At 49.1% G+C, this 14,117-nt stretch carries 14 protein-coding genes; 10 read left to right on the forward strand and 4 right to left on the reverse strand.

Annotated features, from left to right (window positions below; genetic code table 11):
• The first annotated feature begins 59 nt into the window (after window positions 1-59).
• The 5 genes from FAH67_RS01795 to FAH67_RS01815 all read left to right on the forward strand — a co-directional run bounded on the left by FAH67_RS01795 (window position 60) and on the right by FAH67_RS01815 (window position 5,791).
• Window positions 60-443 (forward strand): diacylglycerol kinase, encoded by a 384-nt coding sequence (locus FAH67_RS01795; RefSeq protein WP_070838421.1) that lies wholly within the window; start codon window positions 60-62, stop codon window positions 441-443.
• A 131-nt stretch (window positions 444-574) separates the two neighbouring features.
• The gene (locus FAH67_RS01800; RefSeq protein ID WP_003681960.1) at window positions 575-1,054 is read left to right on the forward strand and encodes a copper chaperone PCu(A)C; all 480 of its coding nucleotides are present in this window, start codon (window positions 575-577) and stop codon (window positions 1,052-1,054) included.
• Between the two features lie 126 nt (window positions 1,055-1,180).
• Complete coding sequence (mnmA, locus tag FAH67_RS01805) at window positions 1,181-2,284, forward strand: tRNA 2-thiouridine(34) synthase MnmA (protein ID WP_003681958.1); 1,104 nt, start codon at window positions 1,181-1,183, stop codon at window positions 2,282-2,284.
• A 92-nt stretch (window positions 2,285-2,376) separates the two neighbouring features.
• Complete coding sequence (locus FAH67_RS01810; RefSeq protein WP_003681956.1) at window positions 2,377-4,032, forward strand: AMP-binding protein; 1,656 nt, start codon at window positions 2,377-2,379, stop codon at window positions 4,030-4,032.
• A gap of 124 nt (window positions 4,033-4,156) precedes the next feature.
• Window positions 4,157-5,791, forward strand: a complete 1,635-nt coding sequence (locus tag FAH67_RS01815; RefSeq protein WP_003681948.1) for a CTP synthase — start codon at window positions 4,157-4,159, stop codon at window positions 5,789-5,791.
• Between the two features lie 62 nt (window positions 5,792-5,853).
• On the opposite strand, the gene FAH67_RS11990 is transcribed toward FAH67_RS01815, so the two are convergent.
• The gene (locus FAH67_RS11990) at window positions 5,854-6,216 is read right to left on the reverse strand and encodes a carbonic anhydrase family protein (protein ID WP_244284780.1); all 363 of its coding nucleotides are present in this window, start codon (window positions 6,214-6,216) and stop codon (window positions 5,854-5,856) included.
• Window positions 6,217-6,806: 590 nt separating this feature from the next.
• Here FAH67_RS11990 and FAH67_RS01830 point away from each other — a divergent pair.
• A complete protein-coding gene (locus FAH67_RS01830; RefSeq protein ID WP_003681933.1) occupies window positions 6,807-7,922 on the forward strand; it encodes a porin in 1,116 nt (371 codons plus the stop codon).
• Window positions 7,923-7,985: 63 nt separating this feature from the next.
• Here FAH67_RS01830 and FAH67_RS01835 read toward each other — a convergent pair whose 3' ends face one another.
• On the reverse strand, window positions 7,986-8,597 hold the full coding sequence (locus tag FAH67_RS01835; protein ID WP_039864296.1) for a CNP1-like family protein: 612 nt from the start codon (window positions 8,595-8,597) through the stop codon (window positions 7,986-7,988).
• A 109-nt stretch (window positions 8,598-8,706) separates the two neighbouring features.
• On the opposite strand from FAH67_RS01835, the gene FAH67_RS01840 reads away from it, so the two are divergent.
• The 3 genes from FAH67_RS01840 (at window position 8,707) to pyrC (ending at window position 10,669) form a co-directional block, all read left to right on the forward strand.
• Window positions 8,707-8,931 carry a sulfurtransferase TusA family protein gene (locus FAH67_RS01840; protein ID WP_003681929.1) on the forward strand — a complete coding sequence of 75 codons (225 nt, stop codon included), beginning with the start codon at window positions 8,707-8,709 and terminating at the stop codon, window positions 8,929-8,931.
• A 12-nt stretch (window positions 8,932-8,943) separates the two neighbouring features.
• Window positions 8,944-9,537: an NMCC_0638 family (lipo)protein gene (locus FAH67_RS01845; protein ID WP_003681927.1), complete on the forward strand. Its 594-nt coding sequence runs from the start codon at window positions 8,944-8,946 to the stop codon at window positions 9,535-9,537.
• Between the two features lie 97 nt (window positions 9,538-9,634).
• On the forward strand, window positions 9,635-10,669 hold the full coding sequence (pyrC, locus tag FAH67_RS01850) for a dihydroorotase (RefSeq protein ID WP_003681922.1): 1,035 nt from the start codon (window positions 9,635-9,637) through the stop codon (window positions 10,667-10,669).
• Between the two features lie 132 nt (window positions 10,670-10,801).
• On the opposite strand, the gene FAH67_RS01855 is transcribed toward pyrC, so the two are convergent.
• Window positions 10,802-11,365 (reverse strand): RBBP9/YdeN family alpha/beta hydrolase, encoded by a 564-nt coding sequence (locus FAH67_RS01855; RefSeq protein ID WP_003681918.1) that lies wholly within the window; start codon window positions 11,363-11,365, stop codon window positions 10,802-10,804.
• Between the two features lie 385 nt (window positions 11,366-11,750).
• Here FAH67_RS01855 and trhA point away from each other — a divergent pair, with 385 nt between their 5' ends.
• Window positions 11,751-12,377, forward strand: coding sequence for a PAQR family membrane homeostasis protein TrhA (gene trhA / locus FAH67_RS01860; RefSeq protein WP_003681916.1), 627 nt, complete (start codon window positions 11,751-11,753; stop codon window positions 12,375-12,377).
• A 58-nt stretch (window positions 12,378-12,435) separates the two neighbouring features.
• On the opposite strand, the gene FAH67_RS01865 is transcribed toward trhA, so the two are convergent.
• Window positions 12,436-13,866 carry an alanine/glycine:cation symporter family protein gene (locus FAH67_RS01865; protein WP_039864293.1) on the reverse strand — a complete coding sequence of 477 codons (1,431 nt, stop codon included), beginning with the start codon at window positions 13,864-13,866 and terminating at the stop codon, window positions 12,436-12,438.
• Window positions 13,867-14,117: the final 251 nt, after the last annotated feature.

The following is a 14,117-nucleotide window of genomic DNA, read 5'->3' on the forward strand; positions in this document are numbered from 1 at the left end:
AAGGCCGTCTGAAAATTGATTCGATCGTTTTTCAGATGGCCTTTTATGTTGAGTATATGATGAAACCATCTTCCTACGCATCTGAAAAAAAAGGCAAAAACGGCATCAAGCGCATTATCAATGCGTTTGGTTATTCCAAAGACGGACTGGCTGCCGCATATCGTTATGAAAGCGCATTTCGCCAAGTTTTTTGGTTGAACCTGATTTTAATTGTCTTGGCGTTGTTTCTTGATTTCGGCTCGGCTACCAAAATGGTGCTTGTTGTTGCATCGTTTATTTCACTGATTACTGAATTGTTTAATACCGCCATCGAGGCAGCCGTTGACCATACCTCTACTGAAAAACACGAGCTGGCCAAGCGTGCCAAAGATGCCGGTTCGGCCGCGCAACTGATGGCTTTGTTAATGTTATTTATTGTTTGGATTGTTGCATTAACTGCTTAGAAATGTGGTAATATGGTAATTCATTAGGATTAGATAGTATTAGTTAATCTATATCAAAGTTTTCAGACGGCCTTCGGTTGTAAGATGAAGGCCGTATATCCCAGCCATTTGGCAAACATAAGGAGCAAAACATGAAAAAATTAATGGCAACCCTGATTCTGGCAGGCTTGGCAACTTCCGTATCTGCAGCCGGTATCCATGTTGAAGACGGTTGGGCACGCTCTACCGTTGAAGGTATGAAAATGGGTGGCGCATTCATGAAAATCCAAAACGATGAAGCCAAACAAGACTTCTTGCTAGGCGGCAGCAGCCCTGTTGCCGAACGTGTTGAAGTACACACTCACTTGAACGACAACGGCGTTATGCGTATGCGCGAAGTTAAAGGCGGCGTGCCTTTGGCTGCAAAAGGCGTAACTGAGCTGAAACCAGGTAGCTACCACGTTATGTTCATGGGTCTGAAAAAGCAATTGAAAGAAGGCGAAAAAGTACCTGTAACCCTGAAATTCAAAAACGCGAAACCTCAAACTGTCGAGCTGGAAGTGAAAACTGCACCGCAATCCGGTATGGATCACGGTCACGGCCATGGTCATGGTGGTGCGCATCAGCACTAATTGCTTGAATTTGCATATAAAGGCCGTCTGAAAGTCATTGGGCTTTCAGACGGCCTTTTCTGTCGTTAAATCAAAATGTGCTAAAATTACGCTTTAAAAAATGTATTTGAAACCCACATTCCCTTCATGAATACTACCAACACACCAACAAACATCATCGTCGGCCTTTCCGGTGGCGTCGATTCATCCGTTACCGCGGCCCTGCTCAAACAGCAAGGCCATCAAATCAGTGGCGTGTTCATGCAGAACTGGGAAGATGACGACAACGACGAATATTGCAGCATCAAACAAGACTCTTTTGATGCCATTGCCGTTGCCGATATCATCGGAATCGATATCGACATCGTCAATTTTGCCGCACAATATAAAGACAACGTATTTGCCTATTTCCTCAAAGAATACAGCGCAGGCCGTACGCCAAACCCGGATGTCTTGTGCAATGCCGAAATCAAATTCAAATGCTTTTTGGACTACGCCATAGAGCAGGGCGCCGATACCATTGCCACCGGACACTATGCCCGCAAAGAAGTGCGCAACGGCGTGCATTACCTGCTCAAAGGCTTGGATCAAAACAAAGACCAAAGCTATTTCCTGTACCGCCTCAAACCTTTCCAACTCGAGCGCGCGATTTTCCCATTGGGTGAGTTGGAAAAGCCTGAAGTCCGCCGTCTTGCCGAAGAATTCAAATTACCGACTGCAACCAAAAAAGACAGTACCGGTATTTGCTTTATCGGCGAACGCCCATTCCGCGAATTTCTGCAAAAATACCTGCCGACCAATAATGGCAAAATGGTTACCCCTGAAGGCAAAGTAGTCGGCGAACACGTCGGCTTGATGTTTTACACGCTGGGCCAACGCAAAGGCTTGGGTATCGGCGGCGCAGGCGAACCATGGTTTGTCGCGGCCAAGGATTTGACCAAAAACGAACTGATTGTCGTACAAGGCCATGACCATCCTTTGCTTTATACGCAAAGCCTGATTATGAACGATTTGAGTTTCACATTGCCCGAACGTCCGACAGAAGGACGCTATACCTGCAAAACGCGCTACCGTATGGCCGACGCGCCTTGTACGTTGCGTTACTTGGATGATGAAAACATCGAGCTTGTCTTTGACGAGCCACAATGGGCGGTAACCCCCGGACAATCTGCGGTACTGTACGACGGCGATGTGTGCTTGGGCGGCGGTATCATCATGTCCACCGACAAGCCTGTCATTATTATTGCTTAATAAAAGGGCCGTCTGAAAACGAAGTGGCAGATTGAATAAAGCCTTCAGACGGCCTCGATTCCAAAAAACGACTCAATAAAAGACTGAACAATATGGAAAAACTCTGGCTCAATAGCTACGAACAAGGTGTAAACCCTGAAATCGATATCTCTCAATACAGCTCCATCAGCGACGTATTCCGTCAAAGTGTCGAGAAATTTTCGGATAAACCTGCTTTTCAAAACATGGGTAAAACGCTGACTTATGCCGAAGTGGGCAAGTTGGCGACCGATTTTGCGTCTTACCTGCAAAACGTATTGAAACTGCCGCGAGGTGAGCGCGTGGCGATTATGATGCCGAACGTTTTGCAGTATCCGATTGCGCTTTTCGGTATTCTGCAGGCAGGTTTGGTGGCAGTGAATACCAATCCGCTTTATACGCCGCGCGAGTTGGAGCATCAGTTGAAAGACAGCGGTGCGACAACGATTGTCGTGTTGGAGAACTTTGCCAATACGTTGGAGTTGGTGTTGCCGCGTACGCAAATCAAACATGTGATTGTCGCGTCGGTTGGCGAAATGTTCGGCATGATTAAAGGCGCGTTGATGAACTTCGTCATCCGCAAAGTGAAAAAAATGGTGCCGGAATACCGCATTCCCAATACCATCACTTTTCAGACGGCCTTGAAGCAAGGTGCGGCCAATACGTTCAAACCGGTCGAGTTGACGCGCGACGATACTGCCTTGCTGCAATATACAGGCGGTACGACCGGTTTGGCAAAAGGCGCCGTCCTCAGTCACGGCAATATCTGCGCCAATATGTTGCAGGCAAAAGAATGGATTAAAAACAGCCTGCACGAAGGCAAAGAAACTGTCATCGCCGCGCTGCCGCTTTACCACATCTTTGCCTTGACGGTAAACCTGATGATTTTCGCTAATATTGGTTCTAAAATCATCTTGATTACCAATCCGCGTGACATGAAAGGATTTATCGGTGAATTGAAAAAAGAGCCGATTAGCGTGTTTATTGGTGTGAATACTCTGTTTAATGCGATGGTCAACCGTCCGGATTTCGCCGAAGTTGATTTTTCCCGTTTGAAGCTGACTTTGGGCGGCGGTATGGCAACGCAAAAAGCCGTTGCCGAAAAATGGAAAAAAATTACCGGCACGCCTATTGTCGAAGCCTACGGTCTGACCGAAGCCAGCCCCGGCGTCTGCTGCAACCCCTTAAACATCGAATCATACAGCGGCGGCATCGGATTGCCCGTTCCTTCCACCGAAGTCGAATTGCGCGATGCGGACGGTAAGGAAGTACCGATCGGACAACCGGGTGAATTGTGGGTGCGCGGCCCGCAAGTGATGAAAGGCTATTGGAACCGTCCGGAAGAAACCGCCAAAGCAATCGATGCGCGCGGCTTTTTGGAGACCGGCGACATTGCCGTGATGGATGAAAAAGGCTGGTTGAAGCTGGTTGACCGCAAAAAAGATTTGATTGTGGTATCCGGTTTTAATGTGTATCCGAACGAAATCGAAGAAGTGGTGGCCGGCAGCGACAAAGTCTTGGAAGTCGCCTGTATTGGCGTAAAAAGTGAGAAAACCGGCGAAGCGATTAAGGTCTTTGTTGTACGTAAAGATCCGTCTTTGACCAAGGAAGAGCTGATCGATTTCTGCCGCAAAGAACTGACGGCTTACAAAGTGCCGAAAGACATCGAGTTCCGCGACGAGTTGCCAAAATCCAACGTTGGCAAAATCCTGCGCCGCGAGCTGCGCTGATATATAGAATCAGTATGATAAGGCCGTCTGAAAACGCTATTTTCAGACGGCCTGAAACTTTTGCCGTTTGCCAGAATATGCTGCTTCAAGTTAAAATCACACATTCCAACATGGGTATCACATCATGACTAAATTTATTTTCGTAACCGGCGGCGTTGTATCTTCTTTGGGTAAAGGTATCGCCGCCGCTTCTATTGCTACTATTCTCGAGTCGCGTGGCTTGAACGTGACCATGCTTAAGCTCGACCCGTATATCAACGTTGACCCGGGTACCATGAGCCCGTTTCAACACGGCGAAGTGTTCGTAACCGACGACGGCGCGGAAACCGACCTCGACTTGGGACACTACGAACGGTTTATCGATTCCACGATGACCCGCCGCAACAGCTTCAGCACGGGGCAGGTGTACGAAAACGTCATCGCCAAAGAACGACGGGGCGACTACCTCGGCGGCACGGTTCAAGTCATCCCGCACATTACCGACGAAATCAAACGCCGCATCCACGAAGGCGCGGCAGGTTACGATGTGGCGATTGTCGAAATTGGCGGCACGGTCGGCGATATCGAATCTTTGCCTTTCTTGGAAGCCATCCGCCAAATGCGCAGCCAGCTCGGTCGCAACAATACATTGTTTGCCCACCTGAGCTATGTGCCTTACATTGCCGCTGCCGGTGAAATTAAAACCAAACCGACCCAACATACCGTCAAAGAAATGTTGAGCATCGGTTTGCAACCGGACATCCTGATCTGCCGTATGGACAGAGAAATGCCTGCGGACGAGCGCCGTAAGATTGCATTGTTCTGTAACGTTGAAGAACGTGCCATCGTGGGCAGCTACGATGTGGACAGTATTTACGAATGCCCTGAAATGCTGCATAACCAAGGCATCGACAGCATTATCACCGAGCAGCTCCAACTGAATGTCAAACAAGCCGATTTGACCGAATGGAAGAAAATCGTTCACGCGATTCAAAATCCGAAACATACCGTCAAAATCGCGATGGTCGGCAAATACGTTGATTTGACCGAGTCCTACAAATCATTGATCGAAGCCCTGAAACACGCGGGTATTCACACTGAAACCGATGTACAAATTACCTTTGTCGACAGCGAAAGCATCGAGAAGGGCAATGGCGATGTTTCCATGCTCAAAGGCATGGACGCGATTTTGGTGCCGGGCGGCTTCGGTTCACGCGGCGTGGAAGGCAAAATTGCCGCCGTACGCTATGCGCGTGAAAACAACGTACCATACTTGGGTATCTGCTTGGGCATGCAAATCGCCCTGATCGAATACGCCCGCGATGTTGCAGGCTTGAAGGGTGCGAACTCTACCGAGTTTGACTTGAAATGCGCCGCGCCTGTCGTTGCCCTGATTGACGAATGGCAAACTGCCGACGGCAGCGTAGAAACCCGTGACGAATCTGCCGATTTGGGCGGTACCATGCGTTTGGGTGCGCAAGAAGTTGATCTCAAACCGGGCAGCCTTGCGGCAAAAATCTACGGTAGCGAACATATCCGCGAACGTCATCGCCACCGCTACGAAGTCAACAACAACTACGTTCCTCAGTTGGAAAAAGCAGGCTTGGTTATCGGCGGCGTATCTGCCGGACGCGAACGTTTGGTCGAAACCATCGAGCTGCCAAATCATCCTTGGTTCTTCGCGTGTCAGTTCCATCCGGAATTTACTTCCAATCCGCGCAAAGGCCATCCTTTGTTCAGCGCGTTTGTGAAAGCCGCGTTGGGTAACAAAAAAGCCTGATTGATGTGATTGAAAAAGCACCCGTTTCCGGGTGCTTTTTTGTTTTCAGACGGCCTTAGAAGTTATTTGACTTCATTGACTTCGCGGTCGTTCAAAGGTTGTACGGGACGGTTGTTTTCGCCGCCGATAATGTCGCGCATGGCTTTAAACTGCGCCGCATCTGCCTGAACCGGAGTTTTTAAGACAACCCAAGTAACGTTTTCGCTGCAAGGCGGCGTTGTCAGCGAGCCTTTCAGTTGGAAGGACTTGCTATCTTTAGGCAGCAGGGCTTGGATATTCAAGTTTTTCAAGGTTACGGATTCGCCTGCTTTCGGTTTTTTGGCTGTGAGTGCGGATAAGGCAGGATTATTTTTGCCCGGTTTAAATACAGAGCCGATTACTGCCAAAGTACCGTCTTCGGCTTGATGGACGAAATGCGCTTCCATTGGGAAATGTTTGCCTTTGAAAGTATGTTCGCTCGGCGTATGGAAGTGCCTGTTTTGCAGACAGCAAAGTCTTCACTCAAATCGCCCCAGTATGCAGCACCGTTTTCACCTGTGTAAGACCAATGTGCATGATGGTTTCGGCGGATACCGTTGTAGTAGAGACAGCTATTAGCAAAGATAAAAAGAGATGTTTGTTCAACATAAGGGTTTCTGTTTATTCATATTATGTAAAAGGAAAAATTCATACCAAATAAACTATTGATATAAAAAGGCTTATTTATAAGAAGAAAGTTAATGATAGTGGAAATTTGGGAATATTGGATTGATATATGGCAAACATTTATCAAGCAATCATTTTTGATTAAATGATTACAATAATAGGGATAATTGTCCTTGCTGTGACTTTGAATGGGAGAGGCCGTCTGAAATTTCTTTCAGACGGCCTGTTTTATTTGAAAATGTTGTAAAAAGTCTAAACTCTAATGAATAAAAGTGTCTATCAAGATGAAAGTAGTTGTTTGTAGCGTTGGAAAACATTAATATCGCTAAACGTGTTTTCACGAGATTTTAACTTTGTTTTGGAGAGAATAATGAAAAAATCGATTATCGCTTTGGTTATTGCCGGTTTGCCGCTGGCTGCCTCTGCAGAAGTGATTCTGTATGGTCAAATCAAAAGTAGCGTGACCGTTGGTCAAGTAAAAATCAAAGGTGACGCAGGTTCTGAAACCAGTTCTACTGCAACCAGCATCAATGACAATACCTCCCGTATCGGCTTTAAAGGCAGCGAGAACTTGGGCGGCGATTTGAAAGCCATCTGGCAAGTTGAACAAAAAACAGCCATTACCGGCGGCTCTCAAGGTTTTGCCAATCGCGATTCCTTCATCGGTTTGCAAGGTAAATTCGGTAAAGTCCGTGCCGGTAAACTCAGCAATATGCTGAACGAAATGGACACCATCGATCCATGGATGTACAAAACCAATGCCGCAGGTTTGGGCATCTTTACCCGTACCGGCAACCGTAACGCCGCTGTACGCTACGACAGCCCGGATTTCGGCGGATTCAAATTCAACGTGTCTTACGCACCGCGCGACAACCGCAATCCTTCAGACAAATACACGCACACCGAAGCGGCCAAAGACCAATACACCGGCGGCGTGAGCTTCTCTAAAAACGGCTTTACTGCCAATGCGGCTTACGGCCACTACAACGGCGCGTACACCGACAATTCCGGCAAATTCAAAGCAGCGCAAATCGCCAAAGTCGAAACTTACTACAACAAAGACAATCTCTTTGTCGGCGGCGGCGTACACTATGCCAAAGGCCATGAGACAGCCAACCAATATTTAGGCTATTTCACCGATGGTTTTAATAAGTACAAGGGTAGTGACATCACTACCGACTTAGGCAAAGAGGAAGCCGTGAAAGTGGTTGATGCAGCGGTAACAGTCGGCTACAAATTGGGTAATGTCACCCCACGCATTACTTACGCACACGGCTGGCCTGCCAAGGGCGTGAACAGCGGCGAGAAATTGGTGGATAAATTCGAGCAAGTCGTTGTCGGCGGCCAATACATCTTCAGCAAACGCACCGGCGTCAATGCCCAACTGGCGTATCTGAAAGTCGGCAACAAAACCCGTCTGACTGCAGCCAACAAAGGCGGCGTTGAGCAAAAAGCCGCTTCTGTGGGCCTGTATCACAAATTCTAAGCCGTCTCTAAAGACAAGGCCGTCTGAAAAAGTTCAGACGGCCTTTTTCTTGATTAAAGCGGTTTATTTGTCGTGGTTGGTCAGCGTTGTGCCGTGACGGCCGCCGCGTTCTTTCAAACGTTGTACCAAGCCTTCGACCGTTGTCGGCATGCCGTCGATACAGAATGCCTGATACAGGGCAGTGTGCAGGGCGTCGTTGCGGCTGAACGCATTGCCGATCAGCTTCCAATCGCCTTTACGCGGCTCGATCCAGCGGTGGTTTACTGTGTCGCCGTAAGCGAATACTTTGTAAGACGAACGCTTGTCGTTGCTGTAAGTAAAGGACGTGCGGGCGCAATAGAGGCCTTCGACGGAGAGGTTGTCGTAGCCTTTGTCGGAGCGCACATTCAAGACGTAGCGGATGCTGTTGTCCGGCGCAGGCATAATTTGCAGGCTGCTGAGCAGGATTTTGGGCTGCTTGCCGTAGGTTTCGTTGACATAGAGGTCGAACCAATCGCCCGATTGGGTATCGGGCAGGGGCGGCAACTCGGCTTTGTGTTCTTTAAATTCGCGTGCGGCAACTTCTTCAGGGCTTTCCTGATAACGCGTGTTGGTCAGCGTATCCTTTTGGCTGAAACCCAAAGCAAATACTTGAGTCGCGGCAAGGCTGAGAGCGAGAAGGGCAAAACGGCGCATAGACAGCTCCAAAGTGAAAAACGGCTTTATTTTATGGGCTTGCAGGGTGGGGTGCAAGTAAGTGCGGTATAATTGACGTTAATTCTGATTAATATGACGAGTTTTCATCATGAATACACAAACTCTGGATGTCATCGGTTTGAAATGCCCGTTGCCGATTTTGCGTGCCAAAAAAGCTTTGGCGCAAATGCAGGAGGGCGAAGTGCTGACCGTATTGGCCACCGATGGCGGCGCGCCCGGCGATTTTGAAGCGTTTTGCCGTCAGACCGGACATGTTTTGTTGGAATCGAGCGAAGCCGACGGCGTGTTCAAGCTGGTGTTGAAGCACAAATAAAGGCCGTCTGAAATGTCTAAAGCCGTCGCGTTGTCTGCTGCTGTATTGGCTGTCTGCCTGAGTGCATGCGGCAATGAAGGTGTTTCGCCGCAGAACGCTGCCGATTATGCCCAAAATGTAACCGACTTGTTCCGCCAAAGCTGCGTGGCCGCAGACGGCGATGCTGCCCTTGTCGGCGAGTTTGCCAATGCCAACAAACTGGTTTTATTGTCGAAAAAGGATATTGCCGATTTGCCTGCCGGAATAATGGATTTTGAGGCATTAAGTATTTGGAAGAAAACGGAAAACGGTGCAGATTATTATTTGAGCCTGACTGAAGACAGTTGCAGCGTACGCACGGCTAAAGCCGACGACCATCTGATTTTCAAACAATTTTTGGCTTTGGCAGAAAATCCGCCGCAAGGTTTGAACGCTGAATTGCGTGCCGATAATTTGGCGGAAACCCCGTTGCCTATGCGTCAGATTTCCTACGCATGGCGCGCGTCCGGCAGTCCGAAAGAAACCTTGCTGACCGTTAAAACAACGTCGTCCGAGCATTTTCCGGTACAGGCTGTTTTTTATTTGACCCATCATTCTTACGACAATAAGGCCGCCGTTTTGCCTTAGGCCGGTTGACGATTGAAACATTAAATTAATAGAAACCGTTACCGCCGAATAAAGGCCGTCTGAAACATTATCAAACCAAACCACTCGAAAGTAAGCTATGCAAACCCTGACCATCATCCGCCCCGACGATATGCACTTACACCTGCGCGACGGTGACGCGCTCAAAGCCGTTGCCCCGTACACCGCCCGACAAATGGGCCGCGCGGTTATCATGCCCAACCTGAAGCCGCCCGTCGTCAGCGTTGCCGATGCCCAAGCATACAAAGAGCGCATTATGGCCGCCCTGCCAGAAGGCAGCACCTTCCAGCCGTTGATGACGCTTTATTTGACCGACAACGCTACTCCCGAACTCGTGCGTGAAGCCAAGGCTGCCGGTATTGTGGCTTTCAAACTTTATCCTGCCGGTGCGACCACCAATTCCGATTCCGGCGTGACCGACTTGTTCAAACTGATTCCCGTGTTGGAAGAAATGGCGAAACAGGGCATTTTGTTCTTGGTTCACGGCGAAGTGACTGATTCAGAAATCGATATTTTCGACCGCGAAGCCGCCTTTATCGAGCGCGTGATGAAACCGGTTTTGGCGCAAGTGCCCAACCTCAAAGTCGTGTTTGAACACATCACCACTGCCGAGGCTGCCCGACTGGTATTGGAAGCAGGCGATAATGTGGCCGCGTCCGTGACGCCGCAACACTTGCTGCTCAACCGCAATGACCTTTTGGTCGGCGGCGTGCGTCCGCATCATTTCTGCCTGCCCGTACTCAAACGCGAAACCCACCGTCAGGCTTTGGTTGCCGCCGTTACCGGCGATAAGGCGCACAAATTTTTCCTCGGCACGGACTCTGCGCCACATGCCAAAACTGCCAAAGAAAATGCTTGCGGTTGCGCCGGTATGTTCAGCGCGATGACCGCCATCGAGCTTTATGCCGAAGTGTTTGAGAAAGCAGGCGCGTTGGATAAACTGGAAGCCTTTGCTTCTAAAAACGGCCCACGTTTCTACGGTCTGCCTGAAAATTCCGATACCATCACATTGATCAAACAATCTCAAACCGTTCCTGCCAGCGTACCTTACGGCGATGGCGAGCTTGTACCGATGAGGGCCGGCGGCGAGATTGAATGGACGGTACAATATTAGATTTGCCGTCAATGAGGCATAAAAAGAAACAACCTGCTTGAAAGGGCAGGTTGTTTTTTATTGTCGTTCAGACGGCCTGTTATAGGAAGGGAAGATAGACAGGCCGTCTGAAAACAGGATTAGAGTGTGTATTTATTCGGTCAACATGGGTTTCAGAGCTTCCCAAGCCTGCGGCAGTTGGGTAAAGCCGTCCGAAGCCATCAAATGGCCGCCTTCGGGGATATGGGTAACAGGGCTTTTGAGTTTGGCCGCCATGTCCAAAGTCAGTTCGGGCGGAACATGGGTGTCGTTGTCGGAAACCAGGCAGTGTTTGGGCATATCGATTTTGCGCAGGATGTCGAAATCGGGGGATGCTGCTTTAATGTAGGCATCAAGCGCGGGCAGGGGCGGCAGCGTATCGGCAAAACCGGCGGCAAGCAACAGACCGCCGATTTTTTGCGGCTGTTGGCGGCTGAGGAAGTGAAGGAGGGTAATGCAGCCGAGACTGTGGCCGACTAGGAAGGTATGGGCATCAGGCTTGCCGATGTGCTGGTCAAGGGTAAACTGCCACGCGGTCGTGCTTGGTTTGTCGGGATTGGGCATGGCGAGGGAAATTGCTTGTGCGCCGGTGCTTTTGACTTGGGCGCAAAGCCAGTCAAACCAGTTGCCGTGCGGATTGCCTTCAAAGCCATGTACGATATAAACGCGTCGATTCATGTTTCTCCTCCTTCAGACGGCCTGAGACTTTTGTTTAAATCTCTGCCTGTAAGCGTTTATTATACCATGTTTGTTTATGTTTTATTGTTTGTCGCTTTGTTAGGATTTTTAATTAAGCTTTTGTTGTTAAATGATATTTGCAAGAATAATAAAGCAAACAACACGGCAGCGGCGGATGGCTTTGCCGTGTTGTTCGGGTTTGAAATATATAGGAGCCGTCTGAAAAAGGGAAAGAATGGTTTGTTTGTTGCAAAGATGTTTTTGTTATATTGCAAGGCCGTATTTTTCAGACGGCCTTTGCGCTTTAACTTATTTTTAAACCGATTTCTCTGACGAAGCGCTTGTCTTGGCGTACACTTTGGTTTTTCATAAATGAGAATGGTTTATGTATCACGGCGAGAGATTTAATGCGTACAGCCATTTGGTCGGTTTCTTATTGGCAGTGGTGGCATTGGTGCTGATGCTGGTAAAGGCGGTCGAATCGGCGGACGGCTATCGGATTGCCGGTGCATTGACTTATGGAGTCTGCCTGCTGCTTCTGTATTTGGGCTCAACCTTATACCACAGTATTCCGCAGCCGAAGGCCAAGGCGATTTTGCAAAAGGTCGATCATTGCATGATTTATCTTTTAATTGCAGGCAGCTATACGCCGTTTACGCTGATTACTCTGCAGGGTGGTTGGGGCTGGTCGCTTTTCGGCGTGTCGTGGGGACTGGCTTTGCTGGGCATTGTTCAGGAGCTGACGATCGGGCGCAAAAGCGAGAAGCGGCTGTTGTCGATGGTGATTTATGTGTTGATGGGCTGGCTGATTGTGGTGGCGGTATGGCCGCTGATACAGTCGCTTTCGGCCGGTGGATTATTTTGGCTGGTGTTGGGTGGCGTATTGTATAGCGCGGGGATTTATTGGTTTATCAACGATACGAAAATCTGCCACGGCCACGGTATCTGGCACTTGTTTGTCTTGGCAGGCAGTTTGACGCAATTTATCAGCATTTATTTTTATGTATTGTAGTTTCAGACGGCCTGAAATAAAAAACCTCTCAGTTTGACTGAGAGGTTTTTGTTTGTCGTCAACCTGGGTTTTTGTCGTGGAATTCGTGGAATTCATAGTTGTAGGTCAGCTCTTTTCCGGCTTTGGTTTGTGCCAGATAATCATCGTAAACCGCACGGATTTCCTTACGCAGCAGGAAGAGGGCGATTAAGTTCGGCAAGACCATGAAGCCGTTGAACATATCGGACATGCTCCAAACCAAATCCACTTTGCCCAATGTACCCAATACGATGGCCACCAAAACCAGTGCGCGGTAGATGCCCAAATGTTTGCCGCGGAACAGGAAGCGGATATTGGATTCGCCGAAGTAGTACCAGCCGATGATGGTGGTAAAGGCGAAGAAGGTCAGACAGACGGCAAGCAGTTGCGAACCGAAACCCGGGAAGGCTTTGTTAAACGCCAGTTGGGTAACTGCCGCGCCGGTTTCGCCGGACAGGTTGGCATCGGTCATCAGAATAATCAGCGCGGTTGCCGTGCAGACCATCAGCGTATCGATAAAGATACCAATAAACGCGGCCATACCTTGTTGCACAGGGTGTTTGACGTTGGCGGTCGCATGAGCGTGCGGGGTCGAACCCATACCGGCTTCATTGGAAAACAGGCCGCGTGCCACACCGAAGCGGACTGCCTCGCGCATACCGATACCGGCCGCACCGCCCAATACGGCTTCAGGATTGAAGGCGGCGACAAAGATATTGTGGAACATCGGGATGATGTGGTCGGAGAATTTGAACAAAATAATCACGGCACACAAGATGTAAATTACCGCCATAAACGGCACAACAAATTGCGCGATACCGGCAATGCGGTTGATGCCGCCGATGATGATAAGGCCGGCGAATACCGCCAAAGCAATGCCGACAGCCATCGGAGGAATATCGAAAGCCAAATTCATGGCCGAAGCGATGGAGTTGGATTGGGTCGCGTTACCGATGAAACCCAGCGCGATAATCAAGGCGATGGAGAAAAAGCCGGACAGGAAACGCGCCGCGCCACGGCCGATTTTCGGAGTCAGGCCGTGCGTAATGTAAAACGCAGGGCCGCCAATGTATTTACCGTGGCTGACCACGCGGTATTTTTGCGCCAAAACGGCTTCTGCAAAAATGGTGGACATACCCAAAATGGCAGACAGCCACATCCAAAAGATGGCACCCGGACCGCCGGCAGTAATCGCAGTGGCGACACCGGCAACGTTGCCGGTACCGATTTGCGCGGAAATCGCCACGGCAAGCGCTTGAAATTGAGACAGGGATTTGCCTTCATGGTCTTTGTCTTTTTTGCTGAACAAGCCGCCGAAAACGGATTTGAAACCCACCCCCAATTTGGTCACTTGCGGCGCGCCCAAGTACAGGGTAAAAAACAGGCCGATACCGATTAAGGCATAAATCAGCAGGTAGTCCCAAAGAACCTGATTGACTGCACCCACCAGAGCAGACAATATTTCTTCCATAATAAAACCTTTAATAAAAACAATAAAAATAAAATGATACGGGTAACTACTCCCACTCATTTTTCGGGTATGGCAACATCGGCGAGCAGGCCGTTTTGCCATTCGATACCGGTTAAGTTGTTAACAATTTTTACCGGTTTTGTCATCATACCGTAAACCTTCGTGAATTTAAACGAAAAACTGACAAAGGTTTGCCGCAAATATGCTTCTTTATTTAAAAAAGGTTTCTTTGTTTTCAGACGGCCTGTTTT

This window comes from Neisseria flavescens (genome assembly GCF_005221285.1).
Classification (GTDB): domain Bacteria; phylum Pseudomonadota; class Gammaproteobacteria; order Burkholderiales; family Neisseriaceae; genus Neisseria; species Neisseria flavescens.

Coding starts and splice junctions, on each gene's coding strand:
- FAH67_RS01795 (WP_070838421.1), top strand. CDS start 60: ATGAAACCATCTTCCTACGCATCTGAAAAAAAAGGCAAAAACGGCATC.
- FAH67_RS01800 (WP_003681960.1), top strand. CDS start 575: ATGAAAAAATTAATGGCAACCCTGATTCTGGCAGGCTTGGCAACTTCC.
- mnmA (WP_003681958.1), top strand. CDS start 1,181: ATGAATACTACCAACACACCAACAAACATCATCGTCGGCCTTTCCGGT.
- FAH67_RS01810 (WP_003681956.1), top strand. CDS start 2,377: ATGGAAAAACTCTGGCTCAATAGCTACGAACAAGGTGTAAACCCTGAA.
- FAH67_RS01815 (WP_003681948.1), top strand. CDS start 4,157: ATGACTAAATTTATTTTCGTAACCGGCGGCGTTGTATCTTCTTTGGGT.
- FAH67_RS11990 (WP_244284780.1), bottom strand. CDS start 6,216: ATGGAAGCGCATTTCGTCCATCAAGCCGAAGACGGTACTTTGGCAGTA.
- FAH67_RS01830 (WP_003681933.1), top strand. CDS start 6,807: ATGAAAAAATCGATTATCGCTTTGGTTATTGCCGGTTTGCCGCTGGCT.
- FAH67_RS01835 (WP_039864296.1), bottom strand. CDS start 8,597: ATGCGCCGTTTTGCCCTTCTCGCTCTCAGCCTTGCCGCGACTCAAGTA.
- FAH67_RS01840 (WP_003681929.1), top strand. CDS start 8,707: ATGAATACACAAACTCTGGATGTCATCGGTTTGAAATGCCCGTTGCCG.
- FAH67_RS01845 (WP_003681927.1), top strand. CDS start 8,944: ATGTCTAAAGCCGTCGCGTTGTCTGCTGCTGTATTGGCTGTCTGCCTG.
- pyrC (WP_003681922.1), top strand. CDS start 9,635: ATGCAAACCCTGACCATCATCCGCCCCGACGATATGCACTTACACCTG.
- FAH67_RS01855 (WP_003681918.1), bottom strand. CDS start 11,365: ATGAATCGACGCGTTTATATCGTACATGGCTTTGAAGGCAATCCGCAC.
- trhA (WP_003681916.1), top strand. CDS start 11,751: ATGTATCACGGCGAGAGATTTAATGCGTACAGCCATTTGGTCGGTTTC.
- FAH67_RS01865 (WP_039864293.1), bottom strand. CDS start 13,866: ATGGAAGAAATATTGTCTGCTCTGGTGGGTGCAGTCAATCAGGTTCTT.